General features: G+C 72.7%; 11 protein-coding genes. 6 read left to right on the top strand and 5 right to left on the bottom strand.

The genetic code is table 11. The features are described from left to right. Nucleotides 1-52: 52 nt before the first annotated feature. Complete coding sequence (locus tag WMF46_RS14145; protein ID WP_437986088.1) at nt 53-1,765, bottom strand: hypothetical protein; 1,713 nt, start codon at nt 1,763-1,765, stop codon at nt 53-55. A gap of 126 nt (nt 1,766-1,891) precedes the next feature. Between WMF46_RS14145 and WMF46_RS14140 the strand changes: the two genes are divergently transcribed. Genes WMF46_RS14140 through WMF46_RS14130 form a run of 3 tightly spaced genes read left to right on the top strand, consistent with a single transcriptional unit; the run spans nt 1,892 to nt 5,140 of the window. Beyond that, nucleotides 1,892-3,829 carry a pentapeptide repeat-containing protein gene (locus WMF46_RS14140; RefSeq protein WP_437986087.1) on the top strand — a complete coding sequence of 646 codons (1,938 nt, stop codon included), beginning with the start codon at nt 1,892-1,894 and terminating at the stop codon, nt 3,827-3,829. Then, nucleotides 3,826-4,701 (top strand): DUF3540 domain-containing protein, encoded by an 876-nt coding sequence (locus WMF46_RS14135; RefSeq protein ID WP_437986086.1) that lies wholly within the window; start codon nt 3,826-3,828, stop codon nt 4,699-4,701. Before WMF46_RS14140 ends, WMF46_RS14135 begins: the two co-directional genes overlap by 4 nt. Nucleotides 4,702-4,729: 28 nt before the next feature. Beyond that, nucleotides 4,730-5,140, top strand: a complete 411-nt coding sequence (locus WMF46_RS14130) for a PAAR-like domain-containing protein (protein ID WP_437908989.1) — start codon at nt 4,730-4,732, stop codon at nt 5,138-5,140. Nucleotides 5,141-5,150: 10 nt separating this feature from the next. On the opposite strand, the gene WMF46_RS14125 is transcribed toward WMF46_RS14130, so the two are convergent. The 3 genes from WMF46_RS14125 to WMF46_RS14115 form a co-directional block, all read right to left on the bottom strand. Further along, nucleotides 5,151-9,071: a DUF2169 domain-containing protein gene (locus WMF46_RS14125; protein ID WP_437986085.1), complete on the bottom strand. Its 3,921-nt coding sequence runs from the start codon at nt 9,069-9,071 to the stop codon at nt 5,151-5,153. A gap of 204 nt (nt 9,072-9,275) precedes the next feature. Next, nucleotides 9,276-11,462 (bottom strand): glycoside hydrolase family 3 N-terminal domain-containing protein, encoded by a 2,187-nt coding sequence (locus tag WMF46_RS14120; RefSeq protein ID WP_437986084.1) that lies wholly within the window; start codon nt 11,460-11,462, stop codon nt 9,276-9,278. Nucleotides 11,463-11,648: 186 nt separating this feature from the next. Continuing rightward, nucleotides 11,649-12,653 carry a beta-ketoacyl-ACP synthase 3 gene (locus WMF46_RS14115; RefSeq protein ID WP_437986083.1) on the bottom strand — a complete coding sequence of 335 codons (1,005 nt, stop codon included), beginning with the start codon at nt 12,651-12,653 and terminating at the stop codon, nt 11,649-11,651. 112 nt (nt 12,654-12,765) lie between these two features. On the opposite strand from WMF46_RS14115, the gene WMF46_RS14110 reads away from it, so the two are divergent. After that, nucleotides 12,766-13,491, top strand: coding sequence for a hypothetical protein (locus WMF46_RS14110; protein ID WP_437986082.1), 726 nt, complete (start codon nt 12,766-12,768; stop codon nt 13,489-13,491). Between the two features lie 148 nt (nt 13,492-13,639). Beyond that, a complete protein-coding gene (locus tag WMF46_RS14105; protein ID WP_437986081.1) occupies nt 13,640-14,161 on the top strand; it encodes a hypothetical protein in 522 nt (173 codons plus the stop codon). A 241-nt stretch (nt 14,162-14,402) separates the two neighbouring features. Here WMF46_RS14105 and WMF46_RS14100 read toward each other — a convergent pair whose 3' ends face one another. Next, nucleotides 14,403-14,774 (bottom strand): hypothetical protein, encoded by a 372-nt coding sequence (locus WMF46_RS14100; RefSeq protein ID WP_437552426.1) that lies wholly within the window; start codon nt 14,772-14,774, stop codon nt 14,403-14,405. Between the two features lie 254 nt (nt 14,775-15,028). Between WMF46_RS14100 and WMF46_RS14095 the strand changes: the two genes are divergently transcribed. Beyond that, the gene (locus WMF46_RS14095; RefSeq protein WP_437986080.1) at nt 15,029-16,723 is read left to right on the top strand and encodes a hypothetical protein; all 1,695 of its coding nucleotides are present in this window, start codon (nt 15,029-15,031) and stop codon (nt 16,721-16,723) included. Nucleotides 16,724-16,786 lie beyond the last annotated feature (63 nt).

The following is a 16,786-nucleotide window of genomic DNA, read 5'->3' as shown; positions in this document are numbered from 1 at the left end:
CATACAAGCTCTGATTGAACAGGAGCCCCACGCTCCTGCACCAGAGATCGATCTACGACGCCGCAGCAGCGGCCATCAATAGCGCCAAGAGCCCCAGCACAACGATAGCTGCAACAATCCCAACGATCCGCTGAACTCTCGCCGCCTCTGCTCTCCGCTCACGCATGAGCCGCTCCGATGCTTCGTGCTCTGCCTGGGTCTTGGCCTTGACCGCATCCATCTGTCGCTCGACGACTTGTTGGTACGTCAACTTCTTGGGTCTGGACTCCTTTTCACTCGCGAAGAGAAGCTCGCCGTCGCGGTCAAACCTCCAGGCGCGCCCCTCCCTACCAAAGAGCCAGTACGATCCATCGGGACACACAGCAATGCTCATCTCCGGTTGCGGCAGCCTGTCGCGCTTCGACTCCAAGACGACGGAAAGCTCACCCGTCGCGCTGATCCGCGCGAGCTGTCCGCTCCTGACGACGTAGGCGTTGCCGTTGCGGTCGACGCCGAACGTGCGATATCGAGGATCCGGAGGCTCCGAGGAGAACTCCGCGCGGTAGATCTCGCGCCCATCCGCAGCAAAACGCACGATCGACGCGCTACACAGGAGAAAGATCGACCCGTCCGTCCCGCACTGAAGACGCTTGAGCCCGCCTGCGATCTCGGTGAGATCCACACTCCCTGGAGCGCCGCCAGTCCAGAGAGGCAACTCCGCCCCATCCGACGAGAGCCGCCGAAGGACACCACCGTCCAGGATCAAGAGGGAGCCATCGCGATCGCAAGCCAAGTCGTCGCAATCGGACAAACCGCCATGGCTCTCCTTCACCATACGTGCTGGTTCTCCGATAGGCGTACCGGTTCTGCCCGATAGCCAAGGCTGGACTGACGTCTGCCGATCCGTGACGAGGAGTGTGCCTTTCGGAGAGAGCACGAGGTGCACAGCGCGCGATCGACCGCGCTGCAGCCAGCGGACGTTCATCGATGGATCGATGCACCAGAGTACGCTCTCGTGCTTTTCCCGGGCGAGATGTGTACCAACGGAGACCCAGTGCAGCTGCCTCGCCGCGCAGTAGAGGTTGCCCTCCGCGTCGACCGCCGCCACAGGCGGCTCTTCCCAGTCGAACAGCCCTGCGGCGACGGCCTGCGGGGCCGGTGCGCTGTCGACGATCGACGGATGAAAGATGAGAAACCAGTCCGCCGCCACCTTCCTTCGCCCGCGATATACGAAGTCGTCCGGTACGTGCACGTTCGCGCTGCAGAAGCGGCACGTGTACGCTCGGTTCACGCCGTCGAACGCGACGGGTGAGCCGCACTGCGGGCATGGAAACGTCGCCGCCTCCGCCGCATTTGCCTGCGCCATCGCGGGCGAGTCAGGATCTTCGCCTACGAGGTGCGTGATGTTCGGGAGCGCTCCCGCGAGTTCCACCGGCACCGCTCGCACCCAGGTCTGCTTGGCGCAACGGTCACACTGGAGCATCGCCTGCTCTCGCACCTCTACGATGCTCGCGACGGGGATCTCCTTCTCGCATCCCTGGCAGCACGGACCGCGCCGGGTGTAAGCGGCCGAGAGCTTCCTCGCAGAGCACTGCCGCCCCTCGTTCGCTAGCATCCTCGGCCCGTCGTAGACCGGATCGCGCAGCAGCGCCTGCCAGACATCGTCGCTCACCTCCGTCGGCCTCCCGCAGCTCGGGCAGCCCACCTCGCGAGCCAGCGTGTTGACCGGCATCGGCATCCTGCAGGTGCCGCACTCCGTCTCGATCCTCACCGCGACGCTGATCATGCCCCTCCGCTCCTCTCCCCTCCCCCGCTCCCAGCCAACGCCCCCCAGCAACGCCAGCGAAGGCACTTCAGGCTGCACGCTACCTCAGTGACACCCCCCGCGCGATGGCCTAGCCTCGCCCGAACCATGCCCGCGGAGCGCAACGATGGCTCACCCCCGACGCCTGCCGAGCTCTTGCAGAAGAGCCAGCGCGACGAGCTCGCCGGCAGCCGCATCTCGGGCGCCGTCGCCCCCGGCATCGATCTCCGCGGCGCCGATCTCTCGCAGGCCCTCTGGCAGGACGTCGATCTGCGCGGCGCGAACCTCGCCGGCGCCACGCTCTCCGGCGCCATCTTCCGCAACGTGAACCTCGAGGGCGCCGACCTCACCGACGCCGACCTCACCGACGCCCTCCTCGGCGGCCCTCCCGGCGAGGCCTGCCGCCTCGCAGGCGCCGATCTCCGCGGTGCCGTCCTCTCCAACACCTCCCTCCACCAGGTCGACCTCACCGGCGCCAAGCTCTCCGGCGCCCTGCTCGAGAGAGCCGATCTCCGCGCCACGCGCCTCCACAAGGCCGAGCTCCTCGACGCGGTCCTCTCCGGCGCGCGCCTCCAGCGCTGCGACGCCCAGGGCGCGCGCCTCGACCGCGCCGCCGTCGACGGCGCCGATCTCTCCTCCGCCGACCTCACGGGCGCCTCGCTCCGCGACGTCGATCTCCGCGCCGCCGTCACGACAGGCCTCCTCCTCGGCGGCGCCGATCTCCTGCGCGCCGCCGCCGCCGGACTCGACTTCTCCGCCTCGGGCCCCCCGGCGTCCCTCGCGGGCGCCGAGCTCCACGCCTCCCGGCTCACCGCGATCGATCTCCGCCGCACCGCCCTCGAGGGCGCGCGCCTCGTCCAGTGCGACCTCGCCCGGGCCGACCTCTCCGGCGCGAGCTGCGACGGGCTCGTCCTCGACGGCTCCTCGCTCCGGGGCGCCCAGCTCCAGCGCTGGCGGGCCCGCGGCGCTTCGCTCGCCGGGGCGGACCTCACCGGCGCCTCCCTCGACGGCGCCGATCTCCGCAACACCAACCTCGCCGGCGCCACCCTCGACGAGGCGTCTCTCGCCGGCGCGAAGCTCGAGGGCTGCTCACTCGAGGGCGTCCGCCTCGCGGGCGTCGACCTGCGCGGCCTCGACCTCGCCGGCGTGTCCCTCGGCAAGGCGGCTCTCCGCGGCCTGTCGTGGGCCGGCGTGAACCTCTCCGGCGCCGATCTCGCCGAGGCCGACCTGCGCGGCGCCGACCTCGCGGGCGCCGACCTCTCGGACGCCGACCTCTCCGGCGCCTGCCTCGCCGGCGCGAAGCTCGGCGGCGCCACCTTCCGCGGGGCGCAGCTCGCCGACGTCGACCTCACCGAGGCCGATCTCTCCGACGCGGATCTCTCGGAAGCCTCCCTGTCCACCGCCTCGATCACCGGAGCCGACCTCCGCCGGACACGGCTCTTCGCGGCCGACCTCTCCGGCGCCGATCTCCGCACCATGCAGCTCGCCGGCGCGGTGCTCGAACAATCGCTCCTCTGCGACGCGAACGGCGAGGGCGCCGATCTCCGCGGCTGCGTCCTGACGAATGCCACGCTGTCGGGCGCGAACCTCCGCGGCGCCAACCTCACCTCGGTGGAGGCCTCTCAGCTCAACCTCGAAGGCGCCGATCTGAAGGGCGCGAAGCTCGCGGGCCTGCGCGCCCCCGCCGCGAACCTCAGGAGGGCGATCCTCGACGGCGCCGATCTCTCCCGCGCCGACCTCTCCGACGCCGCGCTCAACGACGCCGTGCTGCGCCGCGCCCACCTGCGCGAGGCCAGCCTCGGCGCCGCGAGGCTCCCAGGCGCGGACCTGCGCGACGCGGTGATGGCGAACGCCGATCTCTCGCTGGCCGATCTCTCGCACGCGCGCCTCGAGCGCGCTCACCTCGTGAACGCCAACCTCGAGGGCGCCGACCTGCACCGGGCCAGGCTCGATGACGCCGAGCTGCTCGGGGCGCGCACCCGCAACATGAAGAACACCGACCCTGACCGCGCGCGCGCGGAAGACTTCCGGACGGAGACCCGATGAACGCGAACGACGCTGTCGCCCTCGAACACGAGCCCTCCCCGGGCGGCGTGCTCGAGGCCACCCTCGTCGACCTGGAAGACGCCGCGCGCGCCGTCGTGCGCCTCGTCCGGCCCGGCGCCCCTGGCGCCGAGGGCGCCACGGCGCGCGCGCGGCTCGCCGTGCCCGGCTACCAGGCCACCCCCGGCGACCGGGTGCTCGTCTCAAAACACGCAACCACATCAGACTTTTACATCGTCGGCATCCTCCTCGCCGCCCGTGGGCCCGTGATCCACACGGCCGAGGGGGCCACGGCGTCGGCCGAGGGGAGCACGATCGCGATCCGGGACGCGTCGGGCGCTGTCGCCGTCACGTACGACGCCGCGACGGGCGCGGCGCGCGTCGCCGCCCCCGCGGGGGACCTGACGCTCGCGGCGCCGCGGGGGAAGGTCGTCGTGGAGGCGGCCACGGACGTGGAGCTCCGCGCGCGGCGCGACGTCCGGCACAGGGCGGGTCGGCGCGTGGCGAGCGAGGTCGGCGAGGGCGGCGAGCCGGCGCTCGTGGTCGAGCGGGCGGCCGTGCGCGTGTCCGCGGCGGCGGTCGACGTCACCTCGGAGAGGGCGTCGCTCCACGCGACCGAGGCGACCGTGCTCGCCGAGCGGATCGCCACGACCGCCGCGCAGATCGCCGCCACCGCCGGTCGGATGGAGATCCAGGCCGAGCGGCTGATCGAGCGGGCAAAGGACGCCTACCGCGACGTCGACGGGCTGCTCCAGACCCGGGCGAGGCGCGCGCGCTCGCTCATCCGCGAGGCGTATCAGCTCGTCAGCGAGCGGACATCGATGGTCTCGAAGAAGGAGACATCGATCGACGGCGAGCGCGTGCTGCTCGGATGAGCCAGCGTGGCAGTGGAGGGATCCCGAGATGAAGATGCCCGCAGCGACGAAGGCCGGAGGCATGTGCTTCGCCATGCCGGACGTGTGCAAGGTGCCAGCGCCGCCGGCGCCCCCCGTGCCGACGCCGTTCCCGAACATCGGGACGCTGAACGGCTGCGAGTCGACAGTCTCCAAGGTGCTCGTCCAGAAGAAGGAGACAGTGACCGAGGCGTCGAAGATGCCGAGCAGCAAGGGCGATGAGGCCGGCACGCTCGGCGGGATGGTCTCGAACGTGAACCGCGGGCAGGTGACCTTCAAGCGCGCGAGCTCGAAGGTCTACGCCAAGGGGAAGAAGATCGTCTATCACACCGCGATGTCGGCCCATAATGGCTCGAACGCGAACATGCCCGCCGGCGCCCACGTCGCGCCCTCGCAGCTGAAGGTGTTCGTGGCGGTGTGATCCGTGCCGCTCATCGCTCCTCCAGCTTGGTCCCTGCCGTGAAGGCCTCTGCGATGTGGAGTTCGGCCGTGCGCGCCTTCCAGGTCTCCGCCTGATACAGGTTGGCGCCGCGCAGGTCGGCCCCCTCGAGATCGGCGCTGTCGAAGGCGGCGCGCATCAGGTTCGCCTGGCGCAGGCGCGCGCCGCGGAGCCGCGCCTTGCGGAAGCGGGCGTCGACTAGGTCGGCGCCCTCGAAGGTGGCCCGGTCGAGCGTCGCCCGGGTGAAGCTCGCCTCCGGGAGCGCCGCGCCCGCGAAGACGCCCTCGGTGAGGTCGGCGCCCTCCCACACGGAGCCCGGGCCCCGCACGCGACGGAACGACCCGTTCCGGAGGACCACGTCGTCGGCGCGGAGGTCGGCGAGCGAGGCCCCGTCCAGGGTGACGCGCGCCCCTGTAGCACCATAGATCTTCACATCATCGAGCGTCGCGTCGCGGAAGCTCGCCTCGTCGAGGGCGGCCTGCATCATCTCGGCGCCGGTGAGGTCCGCGCGATCGAAGCAGGCCCTCGTGAGCGTGGCCCCCGCGAAGCTGGCGCCGGGCGCCCGGGCCCCCTCGAAGACGGCGCCCTCGCAGCGCGCCTCGGCCGCGGCCGCGAGCTCCAGGACGGCGCCGGCGAAGCGCGCGGCCTTGAGGCTCGCGCCGGTGAGGTCGGCCCGGGTGAGGTCGGCTCCCTCGAAGCGCGCGCCCTCGGCGTCGGCCTCCGCGAGCACGGCCTCGACGAGCCGCGCGCCGTCCATGCGGGCGCCCCGGAGGTTCGCCCGCTTCAGGATGACGCCGCCCAGGTCGGCCCCGGCGAGGTCCGCGTCGGAGAGGTCGATGCCGGTCAGGTCCATGCCGGCGAGCGGCTCGCCTAGGCGAAGGAGCTCGAGGATGGCGTCGCGGCCGGCGGTCGGCGGCGCCGCCACGGGATCGCTGGGAGCAGCGTCTTCTCGCGGAGAGACGTCGCCTTCCGCCTGCGCCGGCGCTGCGGCAGCCTCCGCCGCGGCAGCCCCCGCCGCCGCCGCGCCGCTCCCGGCCGCGGTGCGCCGCCGCGCGCGCGCCTGGGCGAGCGCCTCGGCGATGCGCGCCTCGAGGGCCGATTCGCCCTCCTCGGCCGCTGTGTCGTTCGCCGCCCCCTCCTCGCCTGCCGCCGGCGCCTCGGCCGCCTCGCGCGCCGCGAGCTCCGCGAAGAAGCGCGCCCGCGCGTCGCGCTTCGCCGTCGGCTCGCGCTTCGCCCCGCCCTGCGCCATCGGCTCGCTCAGGACGAACAGCGACGCGATCTCGGAAGCGTCCTCGTCGGCCACGTCGAGCAGGCCCCGCCAGACCAGCACGAGCCGGAGCGCGTCGGCGTCGAACCACACGGTGTCGAGCCGCATCGGGACCTCGGAGAACCCACCGCCGGCCTTCTCCGTCGCCTGCTTGAACACGCGGACCCGCAGCTCGGGCAGCCGCCCCCGGACGACCTCGCCCTCCGGGCGCACGGACCAGAGCTCGAACGGCTCGTCCCCTCGGGGATAGGCGATCTGCTGCTCCGCGGGCGCGGCGTTGAAGAAGGTCCAGTCGAAGTCGTCGGGGAAGAACGGCCAGCGCGTCTTCCTCCAGCGCTCGCCGTAGGACCCGATCTTCTCGAGGCGATCGCTCCACGTCGCCGCGATCGGCGCGAAGCACGCCGGAGAGGGCCTGTCGCCCGCCGAGCGGATCACCCGATCCGGCAGCTCGAGCGACGGGAGCGCGCCGCCTGCCCGCGCGCCGTACCCGGTCCCGACGGGGTTCGGGCCGAACCCGGCGCCGCCGAAGGCGCTCTCGAAGCGGAGCGGGATGCGGTCCCACGGCCCGGGCGCGGTGGGCGCGCCGAGCGCGTCCCAGCGGCGCGGGCCGACGGCCGCGACGGAGCGGTCGAGCGCGTCGCCCAGGCGCAGCCGGACGAGCGCCGTGGCGCCGCCGTCGCCGGTGCGGTGCGCGTGCCCGACCAGCAGGACGTCGGCTCTCGGCTTGAAGATCGCGAAATCGGACGGGTAGCGGAGGCTCTTCGCGGGGTCGTCGTCGACGTGGACGTCGCCGCCGGGGAGATCCTGATCGGCCGCGATCGCCGCCGGCGCCCCGGGCACGAGGTCGAAGGTGCCCTTGACCACAACGGTGAGCGAGTCCCTCGGCGGCCGGGCCTGCCAGGGGATGGTGAATGCGGCGAACGGGGTAGTGTTCAGGATCGGGACGTGCTCGGTCGTCCTCGCGGGCGGCGGCAGGTCGGGCGAGCCGGCGAGATCTTCGCTGGTCGGCTTCGACGGCTCCGGCTCGGGCAGCGGCAGCGTGGCCGTGGGCAGCGGCGCGCCGGCGTGCGCCGCGATGTGCGCGGCCATGGCGGGGAAGGCCTGCCGGAGGGCCTCCAGCGAGACCTCGGCGGGGGCCCGCGCGGGCTCGGCCTGCTCCGCGGGCCGGGGCGGCGCGATCGGGAACGGCGCGTCCTCCTGGCGCGCGCCGCGCAGCACGTCCTGGAGATTGAACTCGCGCGTGTCCGCGAGCACCGGCGGCTGCCCCGACACCGGCGGCTGCCCCGACACCAGCGGCTGCCCCGACACCGGCGGCGACGGCGCGCCCGCGCCTCCGGCCGCCTCCCCGGCGCCGGGACCCGCCTGCGAGGCCTCCGCGGCGACGGCGCCGGGCGGCGCCGGGTCGAACGCGCGGAGGGCCTCGGCGAAGGCAGCGGGGTCGAGGGGGCGCGTCTGCGTCAGGTCGAGCGACGGGCGCGCCGCCTCCGCGCCCGCGCCGCGCGCGGCCCACTCCTCGGCGCTCATGCCGCGGGCGACCGACGGATCCGGCTCGGGAATCGGGAGCGACAGCCGCGCGCCCGCAGGCGGCCTCACGCCCTCCGGCAGCGGCGCCGTCGTCGCGCCGACCGGCGGCGCGGCCGCGGCGGCGGGCTCCGGCGCAGGCCACGCCGCGCGCTCGTCGAGGGGCGCCAGCGTCACCAGGATCCTGCCGCGCTCGACGGCCTCCAGGGCGCGCTCGGCGACGGCCAGGGACGCGCGCCAGGTCAGCGTGCACCGGAGCGCGTCGGCGTCGATCCAGAGCGTGTCGCAGCGCACGGTGAGCTCGACGCCGGCGGGGTCGGCGAGCCGCGGGGCGCGGAGGAGCACGCGCGCCGTCACGCCGGGCAGGCGAGAGCGCACCTGGGCGGCCGTGGGATGGAGGCCTTCCAGCAGGATCCACTCGTCCCCGCGCAGGTAGCGTATCTGCTGGTCGCGCGGGGCCGCGTTGAAGTAGCCCCAGTCCATGGCGATCGGGAGCTCCGGGACGGGCAGCAGGAGCTTCGCCGGATCCCACGCGGCGAGCGCGCGCCGCCGCTGCGGCCACGCGCTCGAGATGGGCCCGAAGCCGTCGGGGGCGTCGGGCGCAGCGGGGTTGACCACGCTCGGCAGCCGGAGGTCGGCGGGATCGGCCCCCCTCCCGACAGGGTTCTCGGGGCAGCGCGCGCCGCCGAAGGCGAGCTCGTAGCGCACGGGCAGCCTGGAGAACGGGGCCGGCGCCGTCGCCTGGCCGGTCGCGGGATCGCGCTGCCGCTCGCCCACGACCTGGAGCCGCTTGTCGACCGCGGGCGCGTGCCCGTGCGCTTCGAAGACGGCGAGGCGCACCCACCGGCGGCTCACGCGCTGGCCGGGCGGGGCGTATGCGCTGCCGGTGAGCAGGACGTCGGCGCGGGGCTTGTGGGGCACGGCATCCGAGGCGACATAGAGGCTCCGGCCCGCGTTCTGCTCGTGGAAGACGTCGTCGAAGAGCGGCAGCGGCGCGGCCAGCGCGGCGACGCCGTCGGGCGAGAGCTGGAAGGTCGCCTTCACGGCGACCGTCACACAGGGTCCGTTCGCCGTTCGCCAGAGCAACGCCGACGCGGCCAGGGGGGACAGGGAGATGAGCTGCATGAACGGCCCGGCACACTAGCCGAGAGCGCCGGCGGATGCGCCCCCCTCGGCGACGCGGGGCCGCTCCGCGCTTCGACCTGCGTGGGGTGAGGAGCAGTGATCCTCAGAAGATAGGATGAGAGACGAACCTCGGCGACCCGGCGCGAGATCCCTGGAGCTCCTCGCGCCGTGGCGGTCCTCTTCTCCCGTGTCTCCGCCGTGGCGTCACGCCACGCCGAAGCCGGCGCTGAGCAGGTCCTGCGGCCGGGACGACGAGCCGACGTGGACACGGAAATCCCCCGGCTCCACCACGCGGCGCCCCTCCGCGTCGACCAGGGACAGCTCCGCCACGGGCAGGTCGAAGCGCACCTTGCGCGCCTCCCCCGCGGCCAGGCTCACGCGGCGGAAGGCCTTCAGCTCCTTCTGCGCCCACGTGGACGACGTCACCAGATCTTCGATGTACAGCTGGGCGATCTCGACGCCATCGCGCCCGCCAGCGTTGGTGATCGTGACCTCGAACGACGCCGTGCCGCCTCGCTCCACGCTCGGCGTCAGGACCTTCAGATCGCCGTAGGTGAAGCGCGTGTAGCTCAGGCCGAAGCCGAAGGCGAACGCCGGCTCCTGCGTGAGGTCGGCGTAGCGATTCCCGTGCTGGCCGCGGGCCTGGTTGTAGAATATCGGCTGCTGGCCCACGTGGTAGGGGAACGAGATCGTCAGCTTGCCAGAGGGGTTGATCGCCCCGAACACGGCCTCGGCCACGGCCCGCCCGCCCATCATCCCCGGGTTGAACGCCTCGAGGATCGCCGCCGCGCCGAGCGCCGAGCGCGGCAGGACCAGCGGCTTGCTGTTGACGAGGACAACGACCGTGGGAACGCCGGTCCTGGCGATCGCGTCCGAGAGGGCCCTCTGTCCGCCCATGAGCTCGAGGGTCGCCGTGCTCTTCGTCTCGCCGATGAGCTCGATCCTGTCCCCCAGGACAAGCACCACCGCGTCTGCGCCCCGGGCCAGCTCGACCGCCGCAGGAATGCCTGACTCGTCCTCACTGAGAACCGAGCAGCCCGCGGCATAGACCACCTCACACCCCGGGGGCGCGAGCTCCCGTATCCCCTCCACGATCGTGACGATGCTCGAGCGGGGGTGCTGCGGCCCGTTGCCGCCGCTCATCTGGCCCGAGCCGAGCGACCAGTCGCCCAGCTGGGCGATCGTGTCGTCCGCGTTGGGGCCGATCACCGCGATCCGCCCCAAGGGCCTCGACGCCGCCGCCTCCGCGAGCGGCAGGAGGCCGTCGTTCTTGAGCAGCACGAGAGACGCCCGCGCGACCTCCAGGTTCAGGTCCCGGTGGGCCGCACACCCGATGATCTCCTGGATGCGCTGCTCGCTGCTGTACCCCGGGTCCTCGAAGAGCCCCAGGGAGAACTTGAGCGACAGCACGCGCCGCACGACCGCGTCGATCTCGGCCTCGGCGAGGAGCCCGCGGCGCACCGCCTCCTGAGCGCCCTCGTAGAACTGCGGTGTCGCCATCATCAGGTCGTTTCCGCTCCGGACCGCCACCGTGGCCGCCTCGGCCATGTCCTTGCAGACCTTCTGATCGAGCACGAGATTGCCCACGTTGTTCCAGTCGGTCACGACGATCCCCTCGAACCCCCACTCCTCCTTGAGGACCTCCGTCAGGAGCCAGCGGTTGGCGGTGGCCGGGATCCCGTCCATGGACTGATATCCAGTCATGAAGGCCATGCAGCCGCTCCTCGCGGCCCGCTCGAAGGGCGGCAGGAAATACGAGCGCAGGTAGCGCCGCGAGATGTTCGCCTCCGAGGCGTCGCGGCCGCCCAGCGTCTCCGAGTACCCCGCGTAGTGCTTGGCGGTCGCCAGCACCGCGTCCGGATCGTCCAGGCCCTTGCCCTGATAGCCCTTGATCATCGCGCAGGCGAGCTCGCCGATCAGATAGGGATCCTCGCCGAATGTCTCCCCCACCCTGCCCCAGCGGAGATCGCGTGTGAGGCACAGGACGGGAGAGAACGTCCACTTGAGACCCGTGGCCCGCATCTCGGCGGCGGTCACCCGCGCGACCTGCTCCAGGAGCCCCGTATCCCAGCTGCAGGCCATGGCGAGCTGCGTGGGGAAGATCGTGGCGCCCGCCCAGAAGGAATGGCCATGGATCCCGTCGTCGGCCATCAGCACCGGAATGCCAAGGCGGGTGTCCAGCGCGCGCCGGATCGCCGTGTCAGCGTCCTTCCCGTTGCAGTGCAGGAGGCTGCCGACCTTCATCCGCCCGATCGCGTCCTCCAGATCTCCCTGGGCGTCGAGCTGCATGAGCTGCCCCACCTTCTCGTCCAGGGTCATCCGACTCAGGAGGTCTTCCACCCGCTTTCCCACGGGCTGCTTGGCATCTTTGTAGAGAGGAGCGTCGTTCATGGGTTCTCCTGCACGATGGGGAGCGCACGGCGACAAGTCCACCGTCGCGCTCGTCGCGCTCGTCGCGCTGCGCTCGGTGGCGGTACGGGGAATCCCCCCACTACCACCGAGCGCAGCGCGCGGGCTCCCTCGAGGGCCGTCTGCCGGCCGGGCCGCGCGCCGCCAGAGACCGCGGCCCTCGTCGACTCAGACGCGGAGCACGGCGCTGCCCCACGTGAGGCCGCCGCCGAGCGCACACAGCAGCACGTGATTCCCGGGCAGGATCCGGCCATCGCGGAGCGCCTCGTCGAGCGCCATGGCCACCGAGCCCGCGCAGGTCCCGGCCGCGCTGGCGCCGTCGACCGCGCCGAGGACGCGCTCGGGCGAGCACCCGAGGCGCTCGGCGAGGAGGGCGACGAGGTGCGGGTCGGCGTGGTGCGGGATCACCCAGTCGACGTCCGCGGGCGCAAGCCCGGCGGCCGCGATCGCCGAGAGGGCGTGGGCCCCGAGGTGCTCCTCCGCGGCCTGCCGCAGCTCGGGCTGCTTCACGCGCAGGTAGTGCCGCCGGTCGGCGAGCCGCTCCACCGTGAGCGGCTCCGCGGATCCTCCGCCCGGCACCTGGAGCACATCGGCCCTCTTCCCGTCGGCGCGCAAGCCGACGCTCAGGATCCCGCGCCCGTCGCCGGTCGCCGGCCCGATCACCACCGCGCCGGCGCCGTCGCCGAACAGCTGGGCCGAGGCCCTGTCCCGCGGATCCAGGCGGCGGGAGAGCAGGTCCGCGCCGATGACGAGCACGTGCTTCATGGTCCCCGCCGTCACGAACTGGTTCGCCACCGACAGCCCGTAGAGGAAGCCCGTCAGCGACGCGGAGAGGTCGAACGACGGGATGTGCTCGGCGCCGAGCTTCTGCTGCACGTACACCGCGGTCGCCGGCATCGGCGCGTCGCCGCTCGAGGTGGCGAGGATGATCATCTCGAGATCCCGCGGCCCGACGCCGGCCGCCTCGAGGGCCGCCTTCGCCGCCCGCGCCGCCAGGTCGCTCGTCCGCTCGCCGGGCGCGACGCGGCGCCGCTCGTCGCTCGCGCCCGGGTCGCCCGCCGCGCCGTCCGCCGGCGGCGCGCCCGCCTGCGCCTCGCTCGTCGGGACGGCGAGCGGCAGGGAGCGGCCTGTGCCGAGGATGCGCGCGCGTGGATTTCTGGCATCGAACGTCATCGCGGCCGCAGCCTACATCAAGGGCTGCTCGTTGGAACGGGCGATCGTGCCCTGCAGTTCGGTCCACGGAATGCTTGAGTCGCGGGCGCGCTCCGGTACATAAAGCGCCTCGATGGCTACGAGCTCCGAAGACAGAGACCGCCCCGACACGGACGAAGCGCCTCCCGGCGAGGCCGACGCGCAGGACACCCGCAGCGAGGAGGACGGCGAGGGCCGCGCCGACGCCGCGGCGCCCGCCAGAGCCTCGCGTCCTGCAAAGCAGGCTGGCGCAGCGCGGCGCCCGGCCGGCAAGAAGCCCGGCGCGCGGCCTCGCGCCGCCGCCCAACCGCAGGGCGGCTCGCTGGGCAAGAGCATGATCCTGTTCCTCATCATCATCGGCGGCCTCGCCGCGGCCTTCGCCTATTTCGGGCGTGAGCCTGCGGCCGGCACCGCTGGCCCCAAGTGGAAAACCGGGGACAAGTCCCAGGTCGAGGTCACCCTCGTGTCCACCGACATCAAGGATCTCGCCTGCTGGTCGGCCGAGGAGATCAGCGGCCGGCACTGCGCGTTCGAGTCGCCCACCCAGGGTTGGTCCAAGGGGGATGCGGACGACAAAAAGCTGCTCCGTCCTTACACGACCACGGACCGCGTCCAGTTCCTCGCGGCCGGCCTCTGGAGCGAGCCCGCGCTCACCTCAGGCAAGCTGCCGTCCGCGCGGTTCGCGTTGAAGTGCACCTACACCGTCGAAGGCAGGATGAAGCGGCCCGGCATCCGTTGGTCCAGCGAGGGCGCATGGCTCGACAGGACCGATGACTGGTACACGGGGCTCCTGTCGGACTGCAAGCTCATCACCCCCTGATGTCGCAGGCGCCGCTGCGTGCATCGTCGTGACGCGCGTAAAGCGGCTCACGACGCAGTGCATACAGCCGGCGCCGCGCCGTGTGCCATGCCCCCCTCGTGTGGCCGCGCCCCTCCGTGGTAGTGTGATTTTCGGCTTGGAGGTGCTCATGCCCTGTCATCGGGTGATCGCGTTGCTGTCGTGGGCCGCATTGTTCGCCGTCGCTGGATGTGAAGCTGACCCGGGCACCGTCGACCTTTGGCCGACCTATGTCACCGCATCGAGCTCCTCCAGCGGGGGCGCGGGCGGGGAAGGCGGAGCGACCTCCACCGTCGCGACGACGAGCTCGGGGGGCGAAGGCGGCATGGGCGGCGAGGGCGGCACGATGTGCACGTGCGAGCCCGGGCTCTCGTGCTGTGGATCGGAGTGCGTCAACCTGGCCGGCGATCCGCGCAATTGCGGGTCGTGCGGCACGACCTGCACCGAGGCTCAGGTCTGCATCCAGGGCGAGTGCGCGAATGCGTGCGCCCCCGGCTTCGGCTGCGAAGAAGGCCTCTGCTGCGGCGTGCGATGCTGCGACGCTGGCGAGATCTGCTGCGACTACGGCGACAGCGCCGGCGCGCCCGACCTTCACTGTCAGGCGACGGTGAACGGCACCTGCCCCCTCGCCTGCAGCGGCTGCGAGAACTGACGGACGTCGATAGCGGCGCGCGGCGCACCAGGCGGTGCCGCGCGTCGGCGCATTGCGCGCGCCGCGCCTCGTGTGCGGGCTGCCGCTCGTGCGCGTCGGGCAGCGCCGCGCGCCGGCGCACTGCGGACAGCGCGCCTCGTCCGGGCGCCGCGCCTCGTCCGGGCGCCGCGCCTCGTGCGCACGGCAGGCAGCGCATTGCGCGCGGCGCGCCTCGCACGCGCGCCGCGCACGCCACGCCGGCTCACGCCTTCTCGAAGATCTTGCCCGGGTACTTTCGCTCGAAGTGCCCCACCACGCCCCGGCCGATCGCCTCGATGGTGAGCGCCGCGATGCCCATCTTGATGGCCGGCCCGATCAGGGGGACGAAGCCGACCGCCCGGGTTGCCAGGAATTTCAGGCCTTGCCCGAGGATCGCGAAGCTCCCGCCGGCGGCGGTCGTCACCACGGATCCCATGTTCTCGCCGTAGATCTCGCCGACCATCGCCATCATGTGCGTCTCGATCGCGACGAGCCCGGCGGAGGTCGAGATCGGGAGCGGAAGCGCGGCGAACGCCGCCCCGCCGATCGCGTAGCGGTGAACCCAGCGGAGAGCTTCATCCCTGCACGTCGTCATGTCCCGAGGTTGCCGCAAGTCGCGCCGTCCGTCCATCGAGCACCGCGCTGACGGCGCGGGCGCGTCGAAGGCCCGGCCACGCTCGGGCCTTCTGTGCGCTGCCTTCCCGCGCCGCGGGAACCGCGCGTGCATGGTCCTCGCTCGGCTCGACCTCCGCGATCGCGCCGGAGGGCGGCGCCCGAGGCAAAGCGACCCCGCGAGGGGATGTTGGACCGTCGGAACCCGTGGCGATCCGGGCTCCAGGGAGGTTGCCCATGACAGCTCGACGCGCGCTCTTCAGCCTGCCCCTGCTCTGCGCCTGCGCCGTCTTCGCGGCGTGCGGCGCGGAGCCACGCCCCGCCTCGCCCGGAGCGGAGCCGCCGACCGACCCAGGGCCTACGGAGGCGCCCGACGCCGAGCGCGTCCCTCTGTTCGAGGACATCGGCGCTCTCCATCACCCCGTGACGACGTCATCGCAGCTCGCGCAACGCTATTTCGATCAGGGATTGCGGCTCGTCTACGCGTTCAACCACGACGAGGCGAGGAAGGCATTCCGGGAGGCCGCCCGCCTCGATCCCGGCCTCGCCATGGCCCGCTGGGGCATCGCGCTCACGCTCGGCCCCAACATCAACCAGCCGACCGACGCGGCGCGGGAGCGGGCCGCCCTCGAGGCCGTGGAGGAGGCGCGCGCGCTCGCCGCGTCCGCCAGCGAGCGCGAGCGCGCGTACATCGACGCGCTGGCGGAGCGCCACGCTTCAACGTCGAGCCGCGACCGCGCGGACCTCGACCGCGCCTACGCGAGCGCGATGCGCGAGCTCGCCCGTCGCTTCCCCGACGACCTCGACGCGGGTGTCCTCTTCGCCGAGGCGCTCATGGATCTGCGCCCGTGGGATCTCTGGACGCAGGATGGCCGGCCGCAGCCCGGGACCGAGGAGATCGTCTCCACGCTGGAGGGCGTCCTCCGGCGAGATCCCGAGCACCTCGGCGCGAATCACTACTACATCCACGCGGTCGAAGCGTCGCGCGCGCCGGAGCGGGCGTTGCCGAGCGCCGAGCGGCTCGGCGGTCTGGCCCCTGGCGCTGGGCACCTCGTGCACATGGCGTCGCACATCTTCATGCGCGTCGGTCGCTACGCCGACGCCTCTGACGCGAACGAGCAGGCGGTGCTGGCCGATCGCCGATACATCCGCGAGCGGCGGCCGGAGGGCATCTATCCGATGATGTACTTCCCGCACAACCTCCATTTCCTCTCGGTCTCGGCGAGCATGGAGGGGCGCAGCGCCGTCGCCGTGCGCGCCGCGCGAGAGCTGGCCGCGGCGGTGCCCGACCACAACGTCCGACACATGCCGATGCTCGAGATGTTCCGCCCTGCGCTGCTGTTCGCGCTCGTCCGGTTCGGACGGTGGGACGACGTCCTCGCAGAGCCGGCGCCGCCGCCCGAGCTGCGGTACACGACGGGGATATGGCGCTATGCGCGCGGCCGCGCCCTCGCCGCGACGGGGCGCCATGACGACGCCGCGCGCGAGGCGGCGGTGCTCCGGGCGATAGCGTCCGAGAGCCGGGAGGACGCGACGATCGGCAGGAACCGCGCGAAGGATCTGCTCGAGATCGCCTCGCTCGTGCTCGAGGGCCAGATCGCGTCCGAGCGCGGCGACACCGGCGCCGCTGCTCGCGTGCTCGAGGACGCCGCGCGCATCGAGGACGAGCTGCGCTATTTCGAGCCGCCCGACTGGCCCGAGCCGGTCCGCCACACGCTCGGCGCGGTGCTCCTCACGGCGGGCCGCGCGCGCGATGCGGAGGCGACGTACCGGGAGGACCTGCGCCAGAACCCGCAGAATGGCTGGTCGCTGTCCGGGCTCGAGCGCAGCCTCCGCGCACAGGGCAAGGAAGAGGAAGCGGAGGCCGCACACGCGCGCTTCAAGCGCGCCTGGGCGCGAGCCGACGTGCGGCTGTCCGGGTCACGCCCGTGAATGTCCGGTCTCGAGCGGCTGGAGACGGCGAGAGAGGCGCGCATTGCCGGCGTGCGCATCGGA

The organism is Sorangium sp. So ce117 (assembly GCF_051524395.1).
GTDB lineage: Bacteria > Myxococcota_A > Polyangia > Polyangiales > Polyangiaceae > Sorangium > Sorangium cellulosum_B.
Note: the sequence above shows the minus strand (reverse complement) of the source record. Positions and strands in the feature narration are given on the sequence as shown.

Excerpts from the sequence above, each read along its gene's own strand:
- WMF46_RS14145 (WP_437986088.1), bottom strand. The coding sequence starts at position 1,765 with ATGATCAGCGTCGCGGTGAGGATCGAGACGGAGTGCGGCACCTGCAGG.
- WMF46_RS14140 (WP_437986087.1), top strand. The coding sequence starts at position 1,892 with ATGCCCGCGGAGCGCAACGATGGCTCACCCCCGACGCCTGCCGAGCTC.
- WMF46_RS14135 (WP_437986086.1), top strand. The coding sequence starts at position 3,826 with ATGAACGCGAACGACGCTGTCGCCCTCGAACACGAGCCCTCCCCGGGC.
- WMF46_RS14130 (WP_437908989.1), top strand. The coding sequence starts at position 4,730 with ATGAAGATGCCCGCAGCGACGAAGGCCGGAGGCATGTGCTTCGCCATG.
- WMF46_RS14125 (WP_437986085.1), bottom strand. The coding sequence starts at position 9,071 with ATGCAGCTCATCTCCCTGTCCCCCCTGGCCGCGTCGGCGTTGCTCTGG.
- WMF46_RS14120 (WP_437986084.1), bottom strand. The coding sequence starts at position 11,462 with ATGAACGACGCTCCTCTCTACAAAGATGCCAAGCAGCCCGTGGGAAAG.
- WMF46_RS14115 (WP_437986083.1), bottom strand. The coding sequence starts at position 12,653 with ATGACGTTCGATGCCAGAAATCCACGCGCGCGCATCCTCGGCACAGGC.
- WMF46_RS14110 (WP_437986082.1), top strand. The coding sequence starts at position 12,766 with ATGGCTACGAGCTCCGAAGACAGAGACCGCCCCGACACGGACGAAGCG.
- WMF46_RS14105 (WP_437986081.1), top strand. The coding sequence starts at position 13,640 with ATGCCCTGTCATCGGGTGATCGCGTTGCTGTCGTGGGCCGCATTGTTC.
- WMF46_RS14100 (WP_437552426.1), bottom strand. The coding sequence starts at position 14,774 with ATGACGACGTGCAGGGATGAAGCTCTCCGCTGGGTTCACCGCTACGCG.
- WMF46_RS14095 (WP_437986080.1), top strand. The coding sequence starts at position 15,029 with ATGACAGCTCGACGCGCGCTCTTCAGCCTGCCCCTGCTCTGCGCCTGC.